Here is a 23,704-nt window from a genome sequence, read left to right as displayed (position 1 = left end):
TACATCCCCAGCGGGTGATCGGAAGGCGACGCTTATGGCGGCCCAAGAGGCAACGACGGCGATGATCCGGGTCCACGCCAGCGAAGAACTGCGGTTATACGGCGGGCCGGGAGGGCAGGTCGCGACGATCCCGTGGATGGGCTGCAGGCGGCGGATCAAGCCCCCTATCCATGCCGGTGAGACGGTAGACCTGATTCGGATCGAAGGCGGCGAACTGTTCGTGCTCGGCGACCGCAACGTGGGCGACGTGATGTACCGCTATCTTTTACGCGTACTGTCGCTGTCCGGCCAACTGGACGAAGGGGTAGAGCTCTATTTGTCCGCCCCGTACGCGAGCAGCTCCTTCAACCGTTCGTCGATAAACCGGTTATCCGGTTCATGAATTCCCCGCCCCGCAAAATGTCCCCAGACCGACGGGATCGGCTGTAATACGGCATTCGGCATGCGCCGCACTTCGTACGCATTGTCGTCCGCCGAGCAGAACAGGTCCGTGCTGCCCGGCATGACGCAGGCCCGGGCGGTAATGCTCGCAAGCGCCCGGTCGAAATCGCCGCCGTACGCCGGATTGTCGCTGATGTCGGCATGCTGCCCGGTGCGGAGCATGGACAGCACATTGTGCGGGTCCATCTGCATGAAGCTGTTCTCCCAGACGCCGGCCGTGAACTCTTCCAGCGAATCGAAGCCCATCTCCCGGTAAAGTTCGGCCCGGTAGAACGCTTGCGACAAGCCCCAGCCCGCATATACCCGCCCGACGGCCCGCATATCCGCGGACGTCAGCCGATCCAGCGAAGCCTCGTTGAAGCGCACAGCGGACAGCAGCGCGGCCCGGAGACTGTCCAGCACGACGAACGTGTGGGGCCAGGGCTTGGCGATACCGGCCACAGGCGCGATCCGTTCGACCATCTCCGGGTAACTTGTGCCCCATTGGAACGCCTGAATACCTCCGAGCGACCAGCCGACGACGAGCGCGATCCGGCGAATGCCGAATCGCTCGTGCAGCAGCCGACGTTGGAACACGACGTTGTCGTAGACGGTCACCTGCGGAAAACGGGCCCGGTCAAACGGAGGCGGTGTGTTGCTCGGCGACGAAGACAGTCCGTTGCCGAGCAGGTTCGGCACGACGATGAAATAGCGCTCCGGGTCGAGCGCCTGGCCCGGTCCGATCAGCCATTCGTTCTGCGTATGCGTGTCGCCGAACGCGGTCGGATAGACGATCACATTGTCCCGGCGTTCGTTCAGGGTGCCGTACGTCCGATAAGCCAGAAAAGCGTCCGGCAGCGTCGTTCCCGATTGCAGCAGGACGTCGCCCAAATCAAAAATTTCGTAATCCATGTTGGAATCTCTCTCCCTTCGGTATCGAACCGCGCGTGTTGGCGCCGGTTCTTGTGCTCAGTATAGGACCGTGCTACGCTCAATAAAAGTGAAGGGAATTCATCATGGTCTTCAAAAATATTGAAAGTTCGAAGGAGAGAGGAACATGGAACTGCGGCAGCTGAACACTTTTCACACGGTCGCGTCGACCCTGAATTTTACCCGGGCGGCGGAAGCGCTGAATTACGTGCCGTCCAACGTCACGATGCAGATCAAAGCGCTGGAACAGGAGCTGGGCGTGCCCCTGTTCGACCGATTGGGCAAGCAGCTCGTGCTCACGACAGCCGGCAAACGCTTTTTGATCCATGCCCGGGACGTGCTGGACAAGCTTGCCGAAGCCCGCAGCGACCTGCATGACGACGGACAGCTCAGCGGCACGCTGACGATCGGCGCGAACGAAGTCGTCTGCGCGTATCGGCTGCCGGCGGTATTCCGGAAGTTCCGCTCCCGGTATCCGGGCGTGCGTCTGATCTTTCGCTCGGTGCCGAATCAGGGGCTGAAGCCGGCGCTGCTGGAAGGAACGGCGGATCTCGTCTACGTGCTGGACGAACCGGTTCGCTCCGGCGTCTTCTGCGCGGAGCCGCTGGCGGACGAACATTTTCGCCTGTTCGCCGCTCCGGATTATCCGCTCGCCCGGCAGGAAGTGCTGCGTCCGGCAGATTTTAACGGGGAAGTGCTGCTGACGAATGAGAAAGGCTGCCCGTACCGCACGATGTTCGATCGTTCGTTCGAGCAGGCGGGCATCGACGGACTGACGCATCTGGAATTTCAGAGTGCTGAAGCGATCAAGCAGTGCGCCCTGTCGGGAATCGGCGCAGCCTTTCTGCCCGAGATCGTGGTCAGGGCCGAGCTGGAGCGGGGCGAACTGATCGCTCTGCCGTGGTCCATGCCGGATCTGCGCGTGCAGACGCAGATGCTGTGGCACAAAGACAAGTGGCTGTCGCCGATCCTGACGTCTTTTATGGATACGGCCCGGGAAGTGTTCGCCTAGATCCGGCGTGCGTCAGACTTCCTTTTGGATCAGACTCCATTTTCTATCAAAGCCCAGATCCGCTCGAACCGTTCTTCATAGTCCGGCAGCTTCCAGGTGTCTTTGAAGGACGGAAGACTGAATACCGCGAACGCGGACAGGATCGCTTCGGCGCGTTCGAAATGGGGATCGCCGTAGCCCATCATTTCGTCGACGATGCGGTACGCCTGCTGGAGAACCTCGCGCAGTACGAGCGGATGGTTGTCCACATACTGCGTGTTTAGCGCGAACATCTTCGGATTTTCGTGATAGGCGCGCTTTTTGGCATGGGCAAAAGCCCGCAGCCAATCGTGGAGCCGTTCTTTCGGATCGGCCGGATTAACGGGATCGATCGGGTCGAGCCTGATCTGCTCCGAGATCATGCGCTCGAACCAGCTTTTGGCTACGGCGGTCCAGAGCTGCTGCTTGTTTTTGAAATGTTTATAGAGAGCCGCGTGCGTGATGTCCAGTTCGTCCGCGATTTGCGACAGGGTCACTTCGGACTTCTCGGTGCGTTCCATCAGCGTCTCGGCGGTGGTGAGAATAAGTTCCTGCGTAATTTTGGCCATGCTCAACGCTTCCTTTTCGGGTCGATTGCCTGCCTGACACTCGGTCGGAGGCAGTTTTATTTTAACATACAAAAATAAAGTAACAAATGTTGACTTTTGTAACCGGAAAGATTATGCTTGCGATAAAGTTACAAAATCAAATAAATGTTACTTAGATATTTATTCATTCAGGAGGTTGTTCAGTATGAAAGCCGCACAGATTACCCAATATGCCCAAACATTTACGGTGGCCGTGAACGAAATTCCGGTACCTGACATAAACGATCGCGAAGTGCTGGTCAAAGTGAAAGCGGCGGCGGTCAACCCTCTGGAACTGCTGATCGCGACAGGCAGCGTCAAGCTGATCCAGGATTACAAATTTCCGCTGACGCTCGGCAACGAATTGACGGGCGTGATTGAAAAAGTCGGCAAAAACGTACGGGGCTTCCGGGTAGGCGATGCCGTCTACTCCCGTCTGCCGCTGAGCCAAATAGGCGCTTTCGCGGAATACGCCGCGATCGACGCCGAAGCGGTCGCGCCGCTGCCGGCCCATCTGGACTTCGTCACCGGAGCGGCGGCGGCGCTGACCGGCTTGACGGCTTACCAGGGGCTGCGCGAGCAGCTGGAAGCCCGGCCCGGCGAGAGTGTGTTTATTCCCGGCGGTTCCGGCTCGTTCGGTCAAATGGCGGTTCCGATTGCCAAAAGCATGGGGCTGCACGTCATCGTCAGCGGCAGCCCGAGTGCCCGGGAACGGACGCTCGCCGCGGGCGCAGATCGCTATATCGACTACAAGACCGAATCTTATTGGGAAACGCTCGAAAGCGTGGACCACGTGATCGATACGCTGGGACCGGACGAATTCGAACGCGAGCTGGCGGTACTCAAGCCGGGCGGCCGTCTGCTGTCTCTGCGCACGGGCCCCAACAAGCGTTTTGCGCAAGATCTGGGCCTGCCTTTCTGGAAAAAACAGCTGTTCGGCCTCGCCGGCGCCAAATACGACCGCCGGGCGGGCAAGAAGAACGTGCAGTACCGCTTCATCTTCGTCCGCAGCGACGGGCAGCAGCTGCGCGAAGTCTCGCGCATCCTCGAAGAGAGCGGCATCGTGCCGGCCGTCGAACCTGCCGAATTCCGGATCGAACAGATCAACGAAGCGTTGAGCCTCGTCGCGAACGGCCATCCCCGGGGCAAAGTTATGATCCGGTTCTAAGCGAGAAGATTCGCGCACCGTTGAAGCAAAGCGTTGAAGTTCGCGCCGGATTTCATCACGTATGCGTGGGCCAAAACGATGCTATAATCGCCCGACTCATGTTAAAATAAAGGATCGGATACACGCGGACCGAACTCGGCCGGGCGTGCGTATCCGATCCTCTTTTTCATATCGAAGCGTTATCCGAATTTTCCGTTCCTTATTCTCATACTCGAAACAAGCATAGGAGGACCTTTATGTCCTGGAGCAAATTGCAGCAGCAGCTGGAAAGTTTTCTCGCGCCCGCCTTAAAAGGCACGGTCGAATACCGTTCGACCAGCTACCGGTATGTCCCCGACAAAGCCGGCACCTGCCATATCACGGTGGACAAGAAGAATATTCTCAATATGGGCGACAAGTCCAATTTTATCGGCTGGTACCAGAGCGAGATCGAGATCAAAAACGATCCGAATCTTGAGATTCCGGTCACCGAAGCGGAGATCGAAGCGGTGCGCGCAAGCGCGAAAGGCCCGATCCCGGAAGACCGCCTGAAAGTGATGGCCGCAAGCCGCAAAGCGACGGAGCATGCCAAAGAGCTGCTGGCCGCGCAGGCGGCGCTGACCAAATCGAACTTCGTCGCGACGGCGAACAAGTTCTTGGCGTCTTCCATCGAAGAAAGTCTGGAGAGCCGCGATATCCTGCTCAACGTGCTCGCCGTGGTCGACAAGCGGGTCGGCAAAAAGCGTATCGTGAACATGTCGGAGACGGTCAAGCTGAAGCATCCGATCGTGCAGTATTTCTACGAGCTGCGGCGCCGGACGGTCTGAACCGGGATGAGCCGGTCGGCCGGATCCCGGATCGCTTGGAACCGGCGGCGCCGCGAAGACAACAGGCAGCGGCCAACAAAAAAGCCCGAACGGCGCGAGACTCGCGCGGTTCGGGCTTTTTGACATTGGCTTTTTTCGATACCGGCTATTGGAGCTTGGATGCCGGGTGACGGATACGGCAACATTCAGGCTCGGATTGCTCCGCTTAATTCGCCGCAAAATGCACGACCGCGCTGTACAGCATCTTATTGCGGATCGGGTCGAACGTGACTTGGTGCTGGACGTGCTTCACGCGCAGCAGCAGTCCCTTGTTGATCTCGACGCGTTCGTCGATCGCGCGTTCGAGCTCGCGGAAGTCGTAGGTTTGCAGACATTCGACTTTGTCTTTGATCATGTCCAGAATGATTCCCATGCTTGTGCAGATCTCCTTTTCGATACGGCCGTGATTGAGATTGAAGGAATTCGCCTGGATTGAAGGAATTCGCTTATTCGGCCGCGGGTTCGTCCATGTGCTCAAGTCCCCAGTCCTGCAGGTGCAGCAGAATCGAGGTCAGGCTTTTTCCTTTTGACGTCAACGAGTATTCGACTTTGGGCGGGACTTCCGGATACACGGTGCGGTTGATCAATCCGTCCTGTTCGAGTTCGCGCAGCTGCCGGGTCAGCGTGCGATGCGTGACCGAACCGAGCAGGCGCTGCAGTTCGTTGAAGCGGACCGTCTCGCGCGTCATCAGCTGATACAAGACCAGCAGTTTCCATTTGCCGCCGATCAGGTTGACCGTAAATTCGACCGGGCAGCTGCTGCACGAATCGAGAGTTCGAAGTTCCATCCCATCACCTCCATGGTATCCCGCGGGATACGTAATATCTACAAAGTGCGTACTTACATAAAGTTTACTTGTTTCTTATGATAAGTACAACGGCAGATTCGAAATCGGCCTAAACGATATTTGGAAAAGGGGTTATGAAATGACGGAAACCATTTTGGTCTATGGAGCTTCGGGCGTACAGGGCGGAGCGGTGGCACGATTGCTCGTGAAGCAGGGGAAGACAGTCCGGACGATTACACGTCAGGAGAAAAGCGCGGCGGAACTGCGGGAACAGGGCATCGAAGCTTCGATCGGCGATCTGGGCGACGCGGAATTCCTCGCTTCGGTTAATACGGGCGTGGATAAAGTGTTCATCAACATGCCGATCGAGTTCGATTCCGCCAAGCTGACGGCCTACTTCATGAATTCGATCGAAGCGGCCAAGACAGGCGGCGCGAAACTGATCGTGATCAACACGAACGGCTTCCTGCCGACGGAACCGGTCAGCGCGGAAAATCTGGATCTCAAGCGCCGGATGATTGAATCGGCCCAGGCCAGCGGCATTCCGTGCATCATCGTGAAGCCGACCCTGTACCTGGAAAACCTGCTTATTCCGGGTCTGGTCTCGAACGGCGTGTTCGCTTACCCGGTTCCGGCCGACAAGCCGATCGCGTGGGTCAGCTCGGAAGACGCGGCGCAGTATCATGCCCATGCGCTGAACCATCCGGAACTTGCGGGCCAGACGCTGATCGCGGCCGGAGCCGAAGGGCTGACAGGCAACCAGGTGGCCGAGCGGTTCAGCGAATTGATGGGCGAGACCGTCAACTTCCACTCGCTGGCGTTCGACGATTTCCAGGGAGCGCTGACGCCGGTACTGGGCGAAACGCAGGCTGCGGGCGTGGCCGATTTCTACCGCTGGATCGGCGCCAACATCGACACGCTGAGCCAGGCCCAACGGTCCGAAGTATCCGGCCTGCACTTGATGCCGGTGCTGGAATGGATGAAGCAGCCGAGCGTTGCGCCGGCGTTCCGTGCGTAAAGAAAAGTCATAAGCAGTAATAAGCAGTAAGCGTTAATCGGTAAGCATTCAAGCAGGATCGATTCATTCGACGTTCATTCGACGTTCGTTCGACGAATAAGGACATGTGTCGTTGACACTCCCTTCCAGGCCTTATACAATTCCTTCTATGATTATTCATAGTTTGTACGGCAAAGGAGAAGGAGTCAACCATGCTGCAAAACCCAACGGGCCGCGAACGTCTCGGTCTTGCCCTGCTGCTGTCCACGCTCGGCATTCTCGGTCCGCTCAACATCGATATGTACCTGCCGAGCTTTCCCGGCATCGCCCTGGATCTCGGCGCGCAGGCGTCGCTCGTCCAGCTTAGCCTGACCGCCTGCCTGATCGGCCTTGCAATCGGCCAGATCATCGTCGGTCCGATCAGCGACGCGCGGGGGCGGCGCGGACCGCTGCTGATCTCGCTGCTGCTGTTCGCCGCTTCGTCCGTCATGTGCGCGCTGTCGACCAGCATCGAGATGCTGATCGCGGCGCGCTTCCTGCAGGGCTTGACCGCTTCGGGCGGCATCGTCCTGTCCCGCGCGATCGTGCGCGACGTGTTCAGCGGCCGCGAACTGACGCAGTTCTTCTCGCTGCTGATGGTCATCAACGCCGTTGCGCCGCTGCTTGCGCCGATTGCCGGCGGGGTCGTGCTGCTGCTGCCGGGCTCAAGCTGGCACACTATTTTCTACTTCCTCGGCCTGCTCGGTTTTCTGATCCTGCTCACCGTCGGCTTCAAGCTCAAAGAGACGCTGCCGCCGGACAAAAGGGTGCCGAGTACGATCGGCCATTCGCTTCGCACGATGGGCAGCCTGATGAAAGACCGTTCGTTCATGGGCTACGCCCTGACGCTCGGCTTCATTCACGGAGGCAGCTTCGCCTACGTGTCGGGTACGCCTTTCGTGTACCAGGACATTTACGGCGTCTCGCCGCAAACGTTCAGTATCCTGTTCGGCATCAACGGCATCGCGATCATCGCGGGCAGCTTCATCATCGGACGCTTCAGCAGCGTCGTCTCCGAACGCAGCCTGCTGCGGATCGGCGTCATCACGGCCTCAAGCGCCACGCTGCTGCTGCTGATCGCGACGATCGTTCAGGGTCCGCTGTTCACGATCGTCGTGCCGCTCTTCATCTACATGATCACGATCGGCATCACGGCGACGAGCACGTTCACGCTCGCCATCGCGCGCCAGGGCCACCGGGCCGGCAGCGCAAGCGCCGTACTCGGCCTGTTCCCGCTGCTGATCGGCTCGCTCGTCTCGCCGCTGGTCGGACTGAACGAGACGACGCCCGTACCGATGGGCGCGATCCTGTTCGTGACGGCGCTGCTCGGAGCGGTCGCGTTTTTCGGACTCACCCGAGCCGAAAAAAATCCCTTATAATTCTGTTGGACCCTCGCGGGCTTTGCCTGCGGGGGTCTTTTTGTATATGAAGCTCCGACGAGGCACAAATGTTTTTGTGTTTTTTTGCGGGACATTCGCCGTGAACGTTTTTGGCCAAGGTCTGATCCGGCGGGAAAAGGGTTGACGGTTTGTCTTCGCTGGATAGACAATCGTCCTCTCTATACGAAATAAACGCATCTGAAGCGTGATATTTTCGGTTGTGTTTCCCAATCTCTTGTCATAGAATTTGCTGGTGCGATTCGGCGACGCTTTAGCGCGCGAGGCATCGGGCGGAAGCGCCGCCGAATCGGAAGCAGCGAAGACAGCGAGATGACATGGAGGCGTAAGGAAATGGAAGAAAAACAATTAAGCCGGGGGCTAAAAGCCCGGCATATCGAATTGATCGCGCTGGGCGGTACGATCGGCGTCGGGCTGTTCATGGGTTCGTCGAGCACGATCCAGTGGGCGGGACCGTCGGTTCTGCTCGCCTATATGCTGGCGGGCCTGGTCATGTTCCTCGTGATGCGGATCATGGGCGAGATGCTGATCGCCGAGCCGGTTACGGGCTCGTTCGCCACTTTCGCGCACAAATACATTCACCCGGTCGCGGGTTATTTGACGGCCTGGAGCTACTGGTTCCTGTGGGTAACGGTCGGCATGTCCGAAGTGACGGCGATCGGCATCTACTTCGGCTACTGGTACCCGGACATTCCGCAGTGGATTCCGGCGCTCGTCGGTGTCGGCATTATCGCGGCGGCGAATCTGGCGGCGGTCAAGTTCTACGGCGAATTCGAATTCTGGTTCGCGATGATCAAGGTAGTCGCGATCGTCGCCATGCTTGTTCTCGGCACGGGACTGATCTTCTTCGGCTGGGGCAACGGCGGCATTCCGATCGGGTTCGAGAACCTGTACGTGCACGGCGGATTTTTCGCGGGCGGGCTCAAAGGGTTTCTGTTCGCGCTCTGCATCGTCACCGCGGCGTATCAGGGTATCGAGATGATCGGCATCACGGCCGGCGAAGCGGAGAATCCCAAAGTCACGCTGAAGCGCGCGATCAAAAACATCGTCTGGCGCATTCTCGTCTTCTACGTCGGCGCGATCTTCGTAATCGTGACCATCTACCCGTGGAACGAAGTCGGCGTAACCGGAAGCCCGTTCGTCCTGACGTTTTCCAAAGTCGGCATTCTGGCCGCGGCGGGCATCATCAACTTCGTCGTGCTCACGGCGGCGATGTCCGGCTGCAACAGCGGCATCTACAGCGCGGGACGGATGCTGTTCACGCTGGCGGAGAACGGGCAGGCGCCAAGATTTTTCGGCAAAATATCCAAAAGCGGCGTTCCGCGCAACAGCATCATGACGACGATCGCGCTGCTGCTGATCGGCGTGCTGCTGAACTATCTCATGCCGGACTCCAAGCTGTTTCTGTACATCTACAGCGCGAGCATCCTGCCGGGCATGATCCCGTGGTTCGCGATGGCGATCGGACAGTTCCGCTTCCGGCGCGAACACGCGGGCGAGATGGCCGACCATCCGTTCAAGTCGCTTTTTTTCCCGGCCGCGAACTATTTCGTCATCGTGTTCCTGCTGCTCGTGCTTGTCGGCATGGTGATCAACACGGATACGCGTATTCCGCTTGCGGTAGGCGGAGGGTTCATCCTGATCATGTGGGCGGCGTATTACGTACTCGGTATCGGCAAAAAGTCGGCACACGCGCATCGTCAGCCGAAGTAACCGCCGGTCGCTCGAACGTGAATTGTGCGAAAATTGTCCAAAACAGGAAAAAGATCTTATTCATCCGTGTCGGAATTTGCCGATATGGAGAATAAGATCTTTTTATATTGGAAGGGTGAACCCGTATGCGCCAACGACTTCGTTTCAATAACATGCCGCTCAGCTTCAAAATGTTCCTGCCGCTCGCCCCGCCGCTGCTGGGGTTGATCCTGCTGGCCGCCTTGTCCGTCAGTCTGGTGTCCCAGCTCTCCGACCGGCTGATCGAGCGTTTGTATAACGAAGCCCATCAGAGCACCACCTGGCTGCTGAACGCGGACCGCGACTTTTATCAGGCGCTGACCGCCCAGCAGAATCTGGACGGCGCCGCCGGACAGGCGTTGACCGATCTGCAGGCCGATTACGACGAGAACGCGGCCCAGACGGAAGAACGCGTGCTCAAAGCGGAAGCGATTCTCAAAACAAATCCGGAACGCTTCGAAGGCTATGTCCATCCGGAGTCGGGACAGACCGCGTTCGCGCTGTTCGACGATTTCAAGACGCAGTTCGCGGCCTGGAAAGCGGGCGGGACGGAAGTTTCCATGGACAGTTTCGACGCCGCCCGCGAAGACATCAACCAGATCGAAGAGATTCTGGAGCTGTACAGCACGGACGTCATTGCCGAGAGCACGGCGTACCAGCAGCAGGTGCAGCACAATATCTGGATCGTGCTGGCCGCGGCGCTGGCCGTCTCGGCCGTCGTCGGCCTGCTGGTGATCCGCAACGTGAAGCAGCGTACGGCGATCGCCGTCAGCCTGATTCGCAAAACGGCCGAGCTGGATCTCAAATACGATACGAGCTATGAGCGCTTTCTGGACGAAGGCGACGAGTTTGCGGTGCTGATCCGGGCCGAAGCGGAAGCGCGCAAGCAGTTCCGCAGCATCATCGAAGACGTGCAGCGCGAAAGCCTCGGCATCGAGCGCGTGATGGACGACGTCTCCGGACGCATGGCGCAGCTGGACGACAGCGTGCAGGACATCTCGGCCACGACGCAGCAGCTGTCCGCCGGCATGGAGCAGACGTCGTTCTCCACGCGCAGCATCAGCGGCACGTCGTCCGAGATCGGCCGGGCGCTGGAGTCGATCGCGGTCAAGGCGCAGGAAGGCGCCCAGTCGTCCGAACGGCTGAGCAGCCGGGCTTCGGAGCTGAAATCGACGTTCCAGAAATCGTACGACGACGGGACCGCTTCCTACGAAGAGGTCAAAGCCAACCTGGAACAGGCGATGGAAGACTCCCGCGCGGTCGAACGGATCACGCTGCTGGCCGAGTCGATTCTCCAGATTACGGCGCAGACGAATCTGCTGTCGCTCAACGCGTCGATCGAAGCCGCGAGAGCGGGCGAGTCGGGCCGTGGCTTCGCCGTCGTGGCCGCGGAAATCCGCAAGCTCGCGGAAGATTCGAAGCGGGCGGCCGACGAGATCCAGGAAGTGACCGGAGCGGTCCTCCATTCGGTCGGCAGCCTCAAATCGAACTCGGAGAACCTGCTGACGTTTTTTGCCGACAGCGTGCAGACCGATTATGCCCTGATGCTGCGGGCGACGGAAGAATACGCGATCGGCGCCGGCGATACGGAGGCGCGTTCGACCGACCTCAGCGCGACGACCGAGGAGCTGCTCGCTTCGATGGAGAGCCTGGTCAAAGCGACGGACGAGATTGCCCAGTCGGCGAGCGAAGGAGCAAGCGGCACGGGAACGATCGCGGAAAAAGCGAGCGTGGCTGCCGGCAGCGCTTCCGACGTGCTGAGCGGCGTGCGGTCTTCCAAAGCGGGCATCGAGACGCTGGCCCGTTCGGTAGAGAAGTTCAAGCTGTAGGCGCAGAGGGTAGGCGCAGAGTTAAGATATGGGGAAAAAGAAGGACGCCGGAAAGCGTTTCTTCTTTTTTTGTTTTATACTGATCACAAGAACATGGATCGACAGGCGGGAGGAACGAGCATGAATCAAGAAGAACGCGTCATGACGGAATTTACGGAGTTGTTCAGCAAATGGGTCTGGTTGAACAAGTCCAAACTGGAAGCGAGCCTGAACGAGCACCAATCGTCCGAAGTGCATTGCATCGAATATATAGGCAAGCATACGGACCCCAACGTGACTCGACTGGCGTCGGCACTCTACATGACCAGCGGCGCGATCAGCAAAATCATGAAGAAGCTGATCCGCAAAGGGCTGGTCGAAAGTTACAAGAAACCGGATAACAAAAAAGAAATCTATTTTCGGCTGACGAAGCGGGGAGCGGACGTGTATCGGATCCACGAGGAGCTGCACGAGGAATTCCGCGAACGCGACAGAGTCGTATTCGAGCAGGTGACCGCGGAACAGTTCGACGGCATGCTTCGTTTCATGGAAAGCTACGGCCGGCATCTCGACGAAGAAATTCGCAAGCAGGGACTCGGGACCAAAGCGGAATAAGTCAGCCGGCCGCGTGAATCGAATAAGCAATCAGGGACAACCGACTCTACGGAGAAAGGTTGTTTTTTTATTTTTGTTGCCCAGGAAGGAAAAACATGATACATTCATTTTACTTCCTAGGAAACAAAATGAAAACGATAAGGGGATCTGTACATGTTCAAATCCAAAAACCGGAGTCGCGGCGAGTCCCGTTCCGAATCCGTAATACCGCGCGCCACCGACAAGACCGCAAATTTGTCCGTAGACCGCAAAGCGCTGCTGTTCGGGTTGGCGTCGGTCTTTCTGTGCGGGATGGGCTTCAGCATCATGATGCCCGTCATTCCGTTCCTCGTCCTGCCTTACACCGATCCGGGCAATCAGGCGATCATGGTGACGCTGCTGACTTCCGTATACGCGTTGTGCGTCTTCGCGGCGGCGCCCGGAATCGGAGCTTTGAGCGACCGATACGGACGCCGTCCGCTGCTGCTGATCTGCCTGGCGGTGTCCGCGATCGGCTATGCCCTTTTCGGTATGGGCGGGGCGTTATGGGTGCTGTTCGCCGGGCGGATCCTCGAAGGATTGGCGGGCGGAGTCATCGGTACCTTGTTCGCTTATTTTGCGGATACGATTCCCGGCGACCAGCGTACCCGGTATTTCGGCTGGATGGGCGCGATGGTCGGAGCCGGCACTCTGATCGGTCCTTCCCTCGGCGGGCTGCTGGCGAACTTCGGATATGCGGTTCCTATGTATGCGGCAGCGGTCGTGACGTTGTGCAATGCGGCGTTCGGATTTTTTTTCATGAAAGAAAGCCTGGACAAAAACCGCAGGTCGGAGCGGATCGCGGTCGCCGAACTGAATCCGCTGCGCCAGCTTGCGGCTCTGCTCTCCGCGCCGAAATTGAAAAGGCTGCTGATCGCGGCTTTCCTGCTCTGGGTGCCTAACGGTTCGCTGCAGGCCATCTTCTCGCAGTTCACGATCGACGCGTTCCATTGGGACCCTGTGCGGATCGGGCTGCTGTTCTCGATCATGGGCATTCAGGACATTCTGTCGCAGGGTCTGATCATGCCGCAGCTGCTCAAGAAACTCGGAGATCGCCAGATTGCCAGGCTGGGCATGGGAGCGGAGATCGTCGGTTACGGCCTGATCGCGGCTTCGTCCTGGTTCTCGATGTATCCGTTGCTGATCTGCGGCATGCTCGCTTTCGGCTTCGGCGATTCGATCTTCGGCCCTGCGTTCAACGGCATGCTCTCCAAAGCCGCGGACGCAAGCGAACAAGGCAGAATTCAAGGCGGCAGCCAATCCGTTCAGGCGTTGGCGAGAATGATCGGACCGATTGCGGGCGGACAAGCGTACGTTCTGCTCGGCCATGCCGCGCCGGCGGTAATGGGCATGCTGCTGATCGCTGCCGCATTTGTCGTATTGCGCCGCAAGCAGTTGGCAAAACGGATGGCGTTCTGAGCGGAAGTCCCCGAAAAACCGTCGTTATGAGCTTTTTTGGAAAAGAGTATGGATTATAAAGAACGTCATAATGCGATATTTCCGTCACATTTCACCGAAATTAACTTATAAATATTAATTTAGAGTCGCATAAGTAAAGATTATAGAGATATAATGCGTCATATATGTTTCATTTATCGCATTAATGTCGTATTATATGGATACGCAGAGGATGACTGTTTTCCGGCGCCGGCAGCGGCGGCCGTGCGGAACGTCATTCCTTGAAGCGAAAGAAGGCGAATGCGGGAAATCGGAGGGTAGCCGTGATCGAATTGACGGCAAGACAACTTAAGATCGTGGACATCGTGCTCAAGCACGCCCCGATCACCGGCGAGCAGATCGCCGAGAACCTGGGGCTGTCCCGGCCGACGATCCGTTCGGATCTGTCGCTGCTGGTCATGCTGGAGTACGTGGACGCCAAGCCCAAAGTCGGGTATTTCCCCGGCCGCAAATCGGCGGGCGCAAGCGGCGGCAGCGACCGGATGCGGGAAGCGAAAGTCCGGGATATCCAGACCGTCCCGATCCTGATCCGGGAGACGACGACCATTCAGGACGCGGTCGTGACGCTTTTCCTGCAGGACGTGGGCACGCTCATTATCTGCGACGCGGAAGGCCGCTTGACGGGCGTCGCTTCGCGCAAAGATTTTCTCAAAGTGACGCTCGGCAATCCGGGCTCGGCTTCGATGCCGGTGAGCATGGTCATGACGCGAATTCCCAAAGTCGTGACGACGTCGCCGGACGAGCCGGTGCTGGAAGCGGCGCACAAAATGATCATGCACGAGGTGGACAGTTTGCCGGTGATCGAGGCCGCTTCGGAAGAAACGGGCGGCAAAGCGGCGATCGTGGGACGACTGACGAAGACGGCTATCGTTCAGCTTCTCCTCGACATTGAAACGACAAGGTAACGGGAGGACACGCAGACGATGGGACAGGAAATGTCATGCATTACGATTTGTTCGGACTCGGTCGGCGACACGGCGGAAGCGGTCGTGCAGGCCGTTATTCACCAGTTCGAGCATCGGGAAGTTTCGATCAAGCGCTACGGCAACGTGCGGCATGAAGACGAGCTGCGCGCGCTGATGGAAGAAGCGGCCGAGCACAAAGGCTTTGTCGCCTATACGCTCGTCCAGCCGGAGCTGCGCGAGACGATCCGCGAGGAAGCGGTGCGGCTGGACGTGCGCATCGTCGATATTATGGGTCCCATGATGCAGGCGTTCATCGACACGTTCAGCGGAGCGCCGCCGACCCGTCGTCCGGGCGTGCTGCGCAAGATGGACGAGAATTATTTCCGCCGCATGGAGGCGATCGAATTCACGGTCGCAAGCGACGACGGACGCGATCTCGGCGCGATGCTGGAAGCCGACATCGTGCTGATGGGCATCTCGCGGACGTCGAAGACGCCGCTCGGCATTTTTCTCGCCCATCGGGGCAAAAAGGTCGTCAACTATCCCGTCGTACCGGAGATCGCGCCGCCGCAGCAGCTGCTCGGCCTGCCCAAAGACCGGCTGGTCGGCTTGACGATCGCGCCGGAGACGATGCTGCGCATCCGCTCCGAACGCCTCAAATCGCTCGGACTGCCGGTCGGCTCGCAGTATGACAGCCTGGAGCGGATTCGCGAAGAACTGGAGTACGCCGAAGCGCTGTATGCGCGTCTCGGCTGCCGGGTCGTCGATATTACCGACAAAGCGATCGAAGAAACGGCCAGCCTGATTCTCGGCAATTTTTGACCGAACGACCCGCCCTTATGATTGGATCAAATGACTGGATCAAAGGACTGGATCAAAGGATTGAACCTTATGAATGGAGGGAATGGAAATGGAACGTGAATTGACCCTGGAGATTGTGCGTGTGACGGAACTCGGTGCGCTGGCGGCGGCGAAGTGGATCGGCAGAGGGGACAAAAACGCGGCGGACGGCGCGGCGACGACCGCGATTCGTTCGATGTTCGATTCCGTCTCTATCGACGGAACGGTCGTGATCGGCGAAGGCGAGATGGACGACGCCCCGATGCTGTACATCGGCGAGAAAGTCGGCAGCAAAGACGGTCCCGAAGTGGACGTGGCGGTCGATCCGCTCGAAGGTACGGAAGTCGTGGCGGCCGGTCTGCCCAACGCGCAGGCCGTGATCGCTATCGCGGAGAAGGGAAGCCTGCTGCATGCGCCCGACATCTATATGGAAAAGCTGGCCTGCGGCCCGGAACTTGCCGGCAAGCTGAGCCTGAACGATCCGGTCGAGCTGACGCTGCAAAAAGCGGCGCAGTATACGGGCCGTGCGCTGTCGGACCTGACCGTCATGGTGCTCGACCGCGAGCGCCACGCCGATCTGATCGCCCGCCTGCGCGGCGCCGGCGTCCGCATCAAGCTGCTCGGCCACGGCGACGTGGCCGGCGCGATCGCGGCCGCGCTGCCCGATAGCGGCGTGGACCTGTACCTCGGTTCCGGCGGCGCGCCGGAAGGCGTCCTCGCCGCGGCGGCGATGCGCTGCCTCGGCGGCGACATGCAGGGCCGCCTGCTGCCGGGCGGCCCGGCCGAGCGGCAGCGCTGCGTCTCGATGGGCATCGCAGACCCTTCCCGCGTGCTGACGCTGACCGACATGGCCGGCACGGGCGACGTGCTGTTCGCCGCTACCGGCGTCACGAGCGGCGAGTTCCTCGACGGCGTCCGCCTGATCGGCGCGGACCGCGCCGAGACGCATTCCGTCATCATGCGGGCCAGCAGCCGCACGGTGCGCTATATCCGCAGCATGCACTACCTGCCGCTGAAGCGGTTCCCGGCCGGCTTGGCGGAACTGCCGCCGATCGGGCAGGCGGCTTCGCTGTAAGCCGGGAGGGTTTGGCGGCGGGTGGCCGCAGTGCAGGCCGCAAGTGCCAAGCGGCGGGCCACGGGCCGTAAGCTAAACGGCAGAGCGAGCGCCAAACTGGACGCCAAGAGGCAGGCCGCAAGGCGCAGGCCAAACGGCGGGCCACAGGCCGTAAGCCGCCACCGCCAAGCCGCAAACGGCATTTTGCGGTTCGCCGCCAACATCCGTCTCCGCCGCTTCCTGCTCCTGCTCCGCCTTCCGGGCGGGGCTTTTTTTGCTGCGGCCGTCGGCCCGGCCTGCTGCCGGCCCTCCGTCTTGCCTCCGGCCAACAAAGTTTAGCCGCCAACAGACTATTTCGCGGGGCTTACAACGTTCCCCTGCGGCTATAATGTTTCTCTAGACCCACTGCCGACTGGCTTGTTATGATGGACAGCGTTCCGGAAATACGGGTGTGGAGGCAGGACCATGGTCGATGTATACGAGAAAATCAAAGAGGGCGAACGGGGAGCCTGGGTCAGCATTTTTGCTTATCTGATCTTGTCCGCGCTCAAACTTTCGATCGGATATCTGTTTCTGTCCAGCGCGCTGCAGGCGGACGGATTGAATAACCTGACAGACATCGTGGCTTCGGTCGCGGTGCTGATCGGGCTCAAAATTTCGCGCAAACCGCCGGACGCGGACCATGCGTACGGCCATTTTCGCGCGGAGACGGTTGCGGCGCTGATCGCGTCCGTTATCATGGCGCTGGTCGGGTTCGAGGTGCTGGTCGGCGCGGCGCGAACGCTGACGACCGGCAGCGGCGAAGCGCCGCAAGCGTGGGTGGCCGCGGTAGCTCTGGCGTGCGCGATCGCAATGTACGGCGTGTACCGCTACAATCGCGACCTGTCGATCAAGACGGGCAGCCAGGCGCTGATGGCGGCGTCCAAAGACAATCTGTCCGATGCGCTCGTCAGTCTCGGCGCGGCAATCGGCATTCTCGGTTCGCAGCTCGGCCTGCCGTGGCTGGACGTCGTGACGGCATTCGTCGTCGGCCTGATCATCTGCAAAACGGCGTGGGAGATCTTGCGCGATTCGCTGCATCGGCTGACGGACGGCTTCGACGAACAGGAACTGGCGGAGATCCGCGGCACGATCGAAGGCATCAGCGGCGTCGAAGAAGTGCGGGAAGTCAAAGCGCGCGTCAACGGCAGCCAGACGGTGCTGGACGTCGTGGTCGAAGTGCCGCGCGACCTGAGCCTGGTGGAAGGGCATGATATCGCCGACCGGATCGAAGCGGTGATGAAAGACAAGCACCAGATCCATTTTGTCAGCGTGCACGTGGAACCCAAGAATTGAACGAGCGATACGGTCGAACAGTCGAACAGTCGAACAGTCTAAGGGGCGAACAGGCGTCGGCGGGACGCAAGGCGAAATAACGTCGAAAAAGCAGTTATTTGAGCCTGAAGTCTTCTTCTGAGCAAATAACTGCGTAACGACAACTAAATCGCCCCTTTTTCCGTCAAAGAGCTATATTTTGCGAAGATAAGTGTCGTGTCGCAGTTATTTCGATAAATCCGGCTGAAAAGCACGAATTAAGTGTTGTCTCGCAGTTATTTTGACAGAATCGCCGTGATCGCCGTGGTCGACTGCACGAACCGCATCAACTGTGTATTTTGTCCATGTAAAAAAAGGATTTCGATTCTCTCCGCGCGGGGAGAGCCGAAATCCTTTTTTTTATTCACAATGCGCGGTCTCTACGTTCTCGCACCCGGCCGAATCGATACGCATATCTGCTCACGTGTTCTCGACCGACTGCGGTCCCGCCAACCGTGCGGCGCGTCTGCGGTCGCTGCGTCCGACGTACAGGACGAGCAGGAAGCAGAGGAACAGCACGATCGCGGCGGATACGTACGGATAATTGATGTTGACGTCGAACAGGCTGCCGGCCACGATCGGTCCCGCGATGTTGCCGAGACTGCTGTAGGCGGAGTTCAGGCCGGCGGCAAAGCCCTGCTGATCGCCGGCGCGGCGGGAAATCTGGGTGCCGATCGCCGGACGCAGAATGTCGATCGCGAGGAACACGACGAACGTTACGGTCACGATCAGCCAGTATTGGTGCACGAACAGTGTCAGCAGCACGAACAGCGCGGCCGCGGCGAGGCAGACGGAGATGACCAACTGTTCGCCGAACCGGTTGAGCAGCCAGCCGAAGATCGTCGCCTGGACGACGGCTCCCGCGATCGAACCGAACGTGATGATGATCGCGATGTCGCGCGCGGTGAAGCCGAACTTGTGGTCGACGAACAAGCCGAACACGGTCTCGTAGTTGGCCAGTCCGAATGCGCTGACGAACACGATGATCAGGCTGAGGAAATACGGCGTCCGGTAAGACGTGAGCAGCTGCTTGAGCATGCTGTCGCGTTTGCCGACCGACGCTGCGGCGATCTCGGCCCGGCGCTCCACGCTGAGCGATTCGGGCAGGACGAGCAGCGTCACGATGCCGGAGATCAGGGCGGCGATACCGGCGGCGAAGAACGGTACGCGAATGCCGAACTCGACCAGGAATCCGCCGATGCCGGGACCGATAATGAAGCCGGTCGTGATGGCGGCGTTGATGAAGCCCATGCCTTTGGCGCGTTCTTCGTCGGACGTGATGTCGGCGGTATACGCCATGACTGCGGGCATGATCAGCGCGGCGCCGACGCCGCCGAGGATACGCGAGACGAACAGCAGCCACGGCGCATTCGCCATGCCGAACAGGAATTCCGACACGGCGAAGATCAGCATGCCGGCGATGATGACTTTTTTGCGGCCGAGCTTGTCGGACAGGCGGCCGGCGACGGGCGAGCAGATCAGCTGCGAGACGGAGAACGTGGCGACGAGCAGGCCGACGACGCTGCCGCCGATGTGCAGCGTGTTCATGTAGGTCGGCATGATCGGCACGACCAGCCCGATTCCGGTAAAGACGAGGAAAATATTGAACATGAGCAGCAGCAGGGCCGCCCGGTTGCGAAGCATCAAAGACATGGGAAAGGTTCCTCCGTATTCATCATATGGGTGAAAAGTGGCGATACTTGTGAAAATTTGAAAGACTGAACGTTCGGTCTGTAAAAAGACGGGCAGCTGCGGAAGGCGTGAGGCATGGGATACGGCTTGGCTCACCGCGCGGCCTTTACCCGTTCGAGCCTTGCCGCACTAAGCGTGCGGCGATTTGGCGAGGCCGTTCAGCAGGACGTCGATCGCGAGGCGGTACGTGGCCAGCGCTTCGTCGATGTTCGAGTTGTAGCGCCGCGAGAGGCGGCTGAGTCCGATGACGAGTCCTTCGAGCACGAGCGCGAGCTGTTGGGCGTCGCCGGCCCTGAATTCGCCGCTGTCCATGCCGGACTGGATCAGGTTCTGGTTGAACCGCAGATGGTCGGCCGTCATGGCGGACAATTTTTCCATAATATCGCTCTCGATCTCTCCGCCGAAAAACTCGTCCGCCGCCTGGGTCAACGGATGGTTGAGATCTTCGATCACGAGCAGCTCGGCGAAGCCGTGCATTTTCTCGGCGGCGCTGCCGTACAGATGCTGCTTGTCCTGCCATTTATCGAACCAATCCCGGTCCCACTCGTCGAGCAGGTACAGGAACAGACCTTCTTTGCTTTTGAAATGGTAATAAATATTGCCTTTGCTGCTTCCCGTCGCGGCGGTAATATCCTCGATCGAAGTCGCTTTGTAGCCTTTTTGCACGAAAAGATGCCGGGCCGCTTCGGCGATGCGTTTGCGCGTCTGCTCGCTCTGAAGCTGTTTTTTATTCAAAATGGCTAACCTCCGTTTACTGAACTTTCGTTCAGTATCGTATCATATTTCCTTCGGATTTGGCAATGGCGCAGCCGAGCGATCTTTTGCCGAACCGGCGCTTTTTTTCTATAATGGGAACAATGAGCACCCGATCGCGGCTTGGCCAAAAGCGAATCGGGCAGGGGGAGACGACATCCATGAAGCTGCTGCACCGCGAACGAGACGGGGGAAGCGTGATCAGCGTCCATGAGACGCAGGAATTATACGGGGAAAAAGGCCGCTTTCGCGTGCTGGAATTCGCCAACGGAGACGCGCAGGGCGCGCTCGATCTGGACAACCCGGAGCGAATCGTGCTCGAATATCCGCGGGCGATCGTGCATCTGATGGAGCAGAACGATCCGGCGTTCGAGCGCGCTTTCGTGATTGGGCACGGGATCGGCACGATCTCGCGGCATTTTGCGGACCGGACGATCCGGACGGCGGAGATCAGCGCGAAGATGATCGAGTTGAGCCGGCTGTATTTCGGATACGACGGACAGGCGGAAGTCGGCGACGGGCGGGAACTGCTATCGCTGGAAGCGGACGGTTCGCTGGATTATATCGTACTGGATGCTTTTACCGAAAAAGGCGTGCCGTGGCATCTGTTTACGCGGGAATGTTTCCAAGCGGCGGCGGACAAGCTTGACGAACGCGGCGCGATCCTTATCAACATGTTCGGCCGGGGCCGGCGCGACGTGCATACGGAAGCGGTCTGGGCGACGCTTGGCGACGTTTTTCCCCATGTCAAAGGGTTTGCGCTGCCGCAAGACGATCCGCGTGATCCGATGAACCGGATTCTGGTCGGATCGAACAGAATCGTCGATGCGAAGCTGCGGCAGATGGCGGGCTTTGTGCGGGACGACCCGGAACGCGGCACGGTGCTGACGGACGAGATGTTCGGTTGAACGGATTGAAGCGTGCCAAGCGGCATAGGAAGCGAGAGGAGGGCTGGGCATGTTGGCATTGGACGATTCCGCCTGGCAGCGGCTTATTACGGCTTACGGAGGCGGGCAAGAGGCGGCGGACCTAGTGCGGGAGCTGGAACCGGACGCGTCCGACAGCGAACGGCGCGAGGCTTTGATGGAGCTGCTGCTGCATCAAGGCACGATCTATACGGCGACGCTTGCGGCTGTGCCGCATCTGGCGCGCATGGCCGCGAACGCGGCGGACCCGCAGGTGCGGGCCGATCTGTACATCCTGTGCGGCTGGATGGAAGCGAGCCGGGAATCGGGAGCAGATCCGCGCGATATCGCGTCTTCCGGCGAGTTCCGCCGGAAGCGGCAGCCGAAGCTTGAGGCCGAAATCGTGGAGCGGATTGCGCGGGGATACCGCGAGGGATTGGAGCGGCTGGGACGGTTGCGGCAGGCGGAGGGTGGTGCGGGTAGAGCGGAAGCCGCGGATAGCGGGGCGGAGCGGGCTGGGGCCGCGGAAGCCGAGCGAGGCGTGGAAAGGGCCGGTAATGCGTGTTGGGCGGAGGCCGAGGATGGCGGTGAGGAAAGGGCCGGGGCCGCGGAAGCCGAGCGAGACTCGGAGGGTGATTCCGACGCCGTGTACCGGCTCGCGGCGCATGAAGCGTATGCCGGACGGACGAAGAATGCGCGTCTGCTGTTTCGTTTTCCGGAAGGCGAAGAATACACTGGCGCCTGCCCGTCCTGCCAAGTGCCGTGGTACATCTGGCCGGAAGATCCGGAGGCAGGCGAAGAGTCGGGAGCGGAGACGAGAAAAGAAAAGCGAAGTTCATGGATCGTCCATGCGGAAGATCCCGTGTTCGTTCCCGTGCAGGTCGGGGGTTCGTCGCGAATTCGGCCGGCCGACGAAACGGCAGGGCTGCCCGAATTGCGGGCGCTGGCGCGCGAAGCCGCCCGGTTCGGCGCTTATGCGACCGCCGCCGCCGCGTCGCTGGGCGGCCGGGTCGTCTGCCCGGCGTGCGGGACGGACGTTTCCGTATGGGAAGCATTGACGGAGGACGCGGGAGAATGAGAGTTTAGACGTCCAAATGGAATCTTAGAATTTTTAAGGTTAATAATATGAGGGAAAGCACTTGAGAATTTATTTCTACTTTTTGAATAGATTACAATTTGGGAAAACTCTTATTCGGACGATAAACCGTAGTAAGAGTTTTTTGTGTTGAAACGCGAGGCAAAGAGTATTGGCGCGCATCTGCTTTAGCCTGATAATTCTTTGATTAAGCAAATTTAAAGCTAGATAGCGATCATTTTTTATGATAAACTATGTTTACTAAATTAAAGAAAGAGAGTGATTTTTTTGAAAAAAATTTGCGGATTAATTCTTGCTTTTTTATTCATTTTCTTAATTTCAGCACAATCTACTTATGCTTATAATGGGGGTGTGCTCAATCAACACGAAGGATGGAAGTCCAGAAATACAAGCGATATAGCTGCACTTACTCCTTGCTCGAATTCTACGCTTGCCATAACAGATAACAATGAAGAAACTTTTCTTGGTTTGACTAACAGTCAGGATTGTGGATCGGTCGTTTTTTTCACACTTCAGGAAGTAAAAGAATTAAATAGCTTCATTTTGAATACATCTTCAATAGCAGATATGCGCATTGCATTCTGGACAACAGATAAAAAATTAATTAGTTATGTCGACTATAAAGGTTCAGTTGAATCTAATGAGAAACAGAATTTCGATAAGGCTTCTGGAGTCAAATATGTTACGGTAGGTTATCGTGGAGGCGGCAGTGGCCCTAACGTTTATGAGTTTAATGTATTTGCTACAAATTACGTGCCGGAACCAGAGCCTGCCGAGAATCGCGCAATTTTAGTAATCGAAATGGTAAATGGACTTGAAAAAGAATATGATCTACCGATCAATGACATAAATGCTTTTCTCAATTGGTACGACTCCCGTAGTGCTGGGACTGGATCATCAAGATTCGGCATAGACAAATACTTGAATAATAAAGGTCCTTTCACTTCCAGAAAAGATTATGTAATTTTTGATAAAATCCTAACTTTTAGCGTAGACGAATATTCAACGAACAAATAAAGCTTTAATCCTAAGTGAACGTACATCATTGCTTGATTATTCGATGTAAAGCAGCGAACGGATTGAATGGAATGATCTAAAACTGCATATAATTCAAAACCTTTCAATCGTCGATTTAGCGACCATCGAAAGGTTTTTTCATATTCGATTCTATGAGCGCTATGTCTAACGAATGAAGAATCGCATGAGGATAGACGGCTTGAAAAAAAGCTAATTCGGACAAAATTAAAAACGTTATAGAAATAAATGCGAGAAAGC

General features: G+C 58.2%; 23 protein-coding genes. 17 read left to right on the top strand and 6 right to left on the bottom strand.

Annotated elements, in window-relative coordinates:
• Positions 1–34 precede the first annotated feature (34 nt).
• Complete coding sequence (locus FTE24_RS09145) at positions 35–382, top strand: hypothetical protein (RefSeq protein ID WP_150232426.1); 348 nt, start codon at positions 35–37, stop codon at positions 380–382.
• Here the strand turns inward: FTE24_RS09145 and FTE24_RS09140 are convergent.
• Positions 313–1,332, bottom strand: coding sequence for an alpha/beta fold hydrolase (locus FTE24_RS09140; RefSeq protein WP_150232425.1), 1,020 nt, complete (start codon positions 1,330–1,332; stop codon positions 313–315). The genes FTE24_RS09145 and FTE24_RS09140 overlap by 70 nt on opposite strands.
• Before the next feature lie 145 nt (positions 1,333–1,477).
• On the opposite strand from FTE24_RS09140, the gene FTE24_RS09135 reads away from it, so the two are divergent.
• Complete coding sequence (locus FTE24_RS09135) at positions 1,478–2,362, top strand: LysR family transcriptional regulator (RefSeq protein WP_150232423.1); 885 nt, start codon at positions 1,478–1,480, stop codon at positions 2,360–2,362.
• Between the two features lie 29 nt (positions 2,363–2,391).
• Here FTE24_RS09135 and FTE24_RS09130 read toward each other — a convergent pair whose 3' ends face one another.
• Complete coding sequence (locus FTE24_RS09130; protein WP_150232421.1) at positions 2,392–2,949, bottom strand: TetR/AcrR family transcriptional regulator; 558 nt, start codon at positions 2,947–2,949, stop codon at positions 2,392–2,394.
• A gap of 184 nt (positions 2,950–3,133) precedes the next feature.
• Here FTE24_RS09130 and FTE24_RS09125 point away from each other — a divergent pair, with 184 nt between their 5' ends.
• Positions 3,134–4,135, top strand: a complete 1,002-nt coding sequence (locus FTE24_RS09125) for an NADP-dependent oxidoreductase (RefSeq protein WP_150232419.1) — start codon at positions 3,134–3,136, stop codon at positions 4,133–4,135.
• Between the two features lie 236 nt (positions 4,136–4,371).
• Positions 4,372–4,941: an SF0329 family protein gene (locus FTE24_RS09120; protein ID WP_150232417.1), complete on the top strand. Its 570-nt coding sequence runs from the start codon at positions 4,372–4,374 to the stop codon at positions 4,939–4,941.
• Positions 4,942–5,146: 205 nt separating this feature from the next.
• On the opposite strand, the gene FTE24_RS09115 is transcribed toward FTE24_RS09120, so the two are convergent.
• Both FTE24_RS09115 and FTE24_RS09110 read right to left on the bottom strand, forming a co-directional pair.
• The gene (locus FTE24_RS09115) at positions 5,147–5,353 is read right to left on the bottom strand and encodes a DUF2536 family protein (protein WP_141448484.1); all 207 of its coding nucleotides are present in this window, start codon (positions 5,351–5,353) and stop codon (positions 5,147–5,149) included.
• A 73-nt stretch (positions 5,354–5,426) separates the two neighbouring features.
• On the bottom strand, positions 5,427–5,768 hold the full coding sequence (locus tag FTE24_RS09110) for a winged helix-turn-helix transcriptional regulator (RefSeq protein ID WP_150232415.1): 342 nt from the start codon (positions 5,766–5,768) through the stop codon (positions 5,427–5,429).
• Between the two features lie 139 nt (positions 5,769–5,907).
• Between FTE24_RS09110 and FTE24_RS09105 the strand changes: the two genes are divergently transcribed.
• The 10 genes from FTE24_RS09105 to FTE24_RS09060 all read left to right on the top strand — a co-directional run bounded on the left by FTE24_RS09105 (position 5,908) and on the right by FTE24_RS09060 (position 17,965).
• Complete coding sequence (locus FTE24_RS09105; RefSeq protein ID WP_150232413.1) at positions 5,908–6,786, top strand: SDR family oxidoreductase; 879 nt, start codon at positions 5,908–5,910, stop codon at positions 6,784–6,786.
• Between the two features lie 191 nt (positions 6,787–6,977).
• On the top strand, positions 6,978–8,183 hold the full coding sequence (locus tag FTE24_RS09100) for a Bcr/CflA family efflux MFS transporter (RefSeq protein WP_150232411.1): 1,206 nt from the start codon (positions 6,978–6,980) through the stop codon (positions 8,181–8,183).
• Between the two features lie 351 nt (positions 8,184–8,534).
• On the top strand, positions 8,535–9,914 hold the full coding sequence (locus FTE24_RS09095; protein WP_141448488.1) for an amino acid permease: 1,380 nt from the start codon (positions 8,535–8,537) through the stop codon (positions 9,912–9,914).
• 125 nt (positions 9,915–10,039) lie between these two features.
• Positions 10,040–11,761 (top strand): methyl-accepting chemotaxis protein, encoded by a 1,722-nt coding sequence (locus FTE24_RS09090; protein ID WP_150232409.1) that lies wholly within the window; start codon positions 10,040–10,042, stop codon positions 11,759–11,761.
• 120 nt (positions 11,762–11,881) lie between these two features.
• The gene (locus FTE24_RS09085) at positions 11,882–12,355 is read left to right on the top strand and encodes a MarR family transcriptional regulator (protein ID WP_150232408.1); all 474 of its coding nucleotides are present in this window, start codon (positions 11,882–11,884) and stop codon (positions 12,353–12,355) included.
• Positions 12,356–12,508: 153 nt separating this feature from the next.
• On the top strand, positions 12,509–13,792 hold the full coding sequence (locus tag FTE24_RS09080) for an MFS transporter (protein ID WP_150232406.1): 1,284 nt from the start codon (positions 12,509–12,511) through the stop codon (positions 13,790–13,792).
• A 302-nt stretch (positions 13,793–14,094) separates the two neighbouring features.
• A complete protein-coding gene (locus tag FTE24_RS09075; protein ID WP_150232404.1) occupies positions 14,095–14,736 on the top strand; it encodes a CBS domain-containing protein in 642 nt (213 codons plus the stop codon).
• An 18-nt stretch (positions 14,737–14,754) separates the two neighbouring features.
• Complete coding sequence (locus FTE24_RS09070) at positions 14,755–15,558, top strand: pyruvate, water dikinase regulatory protein (protein WP_150232402.1); 804 nt, start codon at positions 14,755–14,757, stop codon at positions 15,556–15,558.
• An 88-nt stretch (positions 15,559–15,646) separates the two neighbouring features.
• On the top strand, positions 15,647–16,651 hold the full coding sequence (glpX, locus tag FTE24_RS09065) for a class II fructose-bisphosphatase (RefSeq protein ID WP_150232400.1): 1,005 nt from the start codon (positions 15,647–15,649) through the stop codon (positions 16,649–16,651).
• Positions 16,652–17,095: 444 nt separating this feature from the next.
• Positions 17,096–17,965: a cation diffusion facilitator family transporter gene (locus FTE24_RS09060; protein WP_141448495.1), complete on the top strand. Its 870-nt coding sequence runs from the start codon at positions 17,096–17,098 to the stop codon at positions 17,963–17,965.
• Positions 17,966–18,403: 438 nt separating this feature from the next.
• Here FTE24_RS09060 and FTE24_RS09055 read toward each other — a convergent pair whose 3' ends face one another.
• Both FTE24_RS09055 and FTE24_RS09050 read right to left on the bottom strand, forming a co-directional pair.
• Positions 18,404–19,636 (bottom strand): MFS transporter, encoded by a 1,233-nt coding sequence (locus FTE24_RS09055; protein WP_141448496.1) that lies wholly within the window; start codon positions 19,634–19,636, stop codon positions 18,404–18,406.
• Between the two features lie 168 nt (positions 19,637–19,804).
• Positions 19,805–20,410, bottom strand: a complete 606-nt coding sequence (locus FTE24_RS09050; protein WP_150232398.1) for a TetR/AcrR family transcriptional regulator — start codon at positions 20,408–20,410, stop codon at positions 19,805–19,807.
• 179 nt (positions 20,411–20,589) lie between these two features.
• On the opposite strand from FTE24_RS09050, the gene FTE24_RS09045 reads away from it, so the two are divergent.
• From FTE24_RS09045 to FTE24_RS09035, 3 genes are all read left to right on the top strand, one after another.
• Positions 20,590–21,336 (top strand): spermidine synthase, encoded by a 747-nt coding sequence (locus tag FTE24_RS09045; protein ID WP_150232396.1) that lies wholly within the window; start codon positions 20,590–20,592, stop codon positions 21,334–21,336.
• Between the two features lie 49 nt (positions 21,337–21,385).
• Positions 21,386–22,411, top strand: a complete 1,026-nt coding sequence (locus FTE24_RS09040) for a hypothetical protein (protein WP_150232394.1) — start codon at positions 21,386–21,388, stop codon at positions 22,409–22,411.
• Between the two features lie 285 nt (positions 22,412–22,696).
• Positions 22,697–23,446, top strand: a complete 750-nt coding sequence (locus FTE24_RS09035; RefSeq protein WP_150232392.1) for a hypothetical protein — start codon at positions 22,697–22,699, stop codon at positions 23,444–23,446.
• The last annotated feature ends 258 nt before the right edge of the window (positions 23,447–23,704 follow it).

The sequence above is a fragment of the Saccharibacillus sp. WB 17 genome (assembly GCF_008634075.2).
Taxonomy (GTDB): Bacteria; Bacillota; Bacilli; order Paenibacillales; family Paenibacillaceae; genus Saccharibacillus; species Saccharibacillus brassicae.
Note: the sequence above shows the minus strand (reverse complement) of the source record. Positions and strands in the feature narration are given on the sequence as shown.

What these genes read in the sequence shown, in the direction of transcription:
- FTE24_RS09145 (WP_150232426.1), top strand. Translation starts at nt 35, where the DNA reads ATGGCGGCCCAAGAGGCAACGACGGCGATGATCCGGGTCCACGCCAGC.
- FTE24_RS09140 (WP_150232425.1), bottom strand. Translation starts at nt 1,332, where the DNA reads ATGGATTACGAAATTTTTGATTTGGGCGACGTCCTGCTGCAATCGGGA.
- FTE24_RS09135 (WP_150232423.1), top strand. Translation starts at nt 1,478, where the DNA reads ATGGAACTGCGGCAGCTGAACACTTTTCACACGGTCGCGTCGACCCTG.
- FTE24_RS09130 (WP_150232421.1), bottom strand. Translation starts at nt 2,949, where the DNA reads ATGGCCAAAATTACGCAGGAACTTATTCTCACCACCGCCGAGACGCTG.
- FTE24_RS09125 (WP_150232419.1), top strand. Translation starts at nt 3,134, where the DNA reads ATGAAAGCCGCACAGATTACCCAATATGCCCAAACATTTACGGTGGCC.
- FTE24_RS09120 (WP_150232417.1), top strand. Translation starts at nt 4,372, where the DNA reads ATGTCCTGGAGCAAATTGCAGCAGCAGCTGGAAAGTTTTCTCGCGCCC.
- FTE24_RS09115 (WP_141448484.1), bottom strand. Translation starts at nt 5,353, where the DNA reads ATGGGAATCATTCTGGACATGATCAAAGACAAAGTCGAATGTCTGCAA.
- FTE24_RS09110 (WP_150232415.1), bottom strand. Translation starts at nt 5,768, where the DNA reads ATGGAACTTCGAACTCTCGATTCGTGCAGCAGCTGCCCGGTCGAATTT.
- FTE24_RS09105 (WP_150232413.1), top strand. Translation starts at nt 5,908, where the DNA reads ATGACGGAAACCATTTTGGTCTATGGAGCTTCGGGCGTACAGGGCGGA.
- FTE24_RS09100 (WP_150232411.1), top strand. Translation starts at nt 6,978, where the DNA reads ATGCTGCAAAACCCAACGGGCCGCGAACGTCTCGGTCTTGCCCTGCTG.
- FTE24_RS09095 (WP_141448488.1), top strand. Translation starts at nt 8,535, where the DNA reads ATGGAAGAAAAACAATTAAGCCGGGGGCTAAAAGCCCGGCATATCGAA.
- FTE24_RS09090 (WP_150232409.1), top strand. Translation starts at nt 10,040, where the DNA reads ATGCGCCAACGACTTCGTTTCAATAACATGCCGCTCAGCTTCAAAATG.
- FTE24_RS09085 (WP_150232408.1), top strand. Translation starts at nt 11,882, where the DNA reads ATGAATCAAGAAGAACGCGTCATGACGGAATTTACGGAGTTGTTCAGC.
- FTE24_RS09080 (WP_150232406.1), top strand. Translation starts at nt 12,509, where the DNA reads ATGTTCAAATCCAAAAACCGGAGTCGCGGCGAGTCCCGTTCCGAATCC.
- FTE24_RS09070 (WP_150232402.1), top strand. Translation starts at nt 14,755, where the DNA reads ATGGGACAGGAAATGTCATGCATTACGATTTGTTCGGACTCGGTCGGC.
- glpX (WP_150232400.1), top strand. Translation starts at nt 15,647, where the DNA reads ATGGAACGTGAATTGACCCTGGAGATTGTGCGTGTGACGGAACTCGGT.
- FTE24_RS09060 (WP_141448495.1), top strand. Translation starts at nt 17,096, where the DNA reads ATGGTCGATGTATACGAGAAAATCAAAGAGGGCGAACGGGGAGCCTGG.
- FTE24_RS09055 (WP_141448496.1), bottom strand. Translation starts at nt 19,636, where the DNA reads ATGTCTTTGATGCTTCGCAACCGGGCGGCCCTGCTGCTGCTCATGTTC.
- FTE24_RS09045 (WP_150232396.1), top strand. Translation starts at nt 20,590, where the DNA reads ATGAAGCTGCTGCACCGCGAACGAGACGGGGGAAGCGTGATCAGCGTC.
- FTE24_RS09040 (WP_150232394.1), top strand. Translation starts at nt 21,386, where the DNA reads ATGTTGGCATTGGACGATTCCGCCTGGCAGCGGCTTATTACGGCTTAC.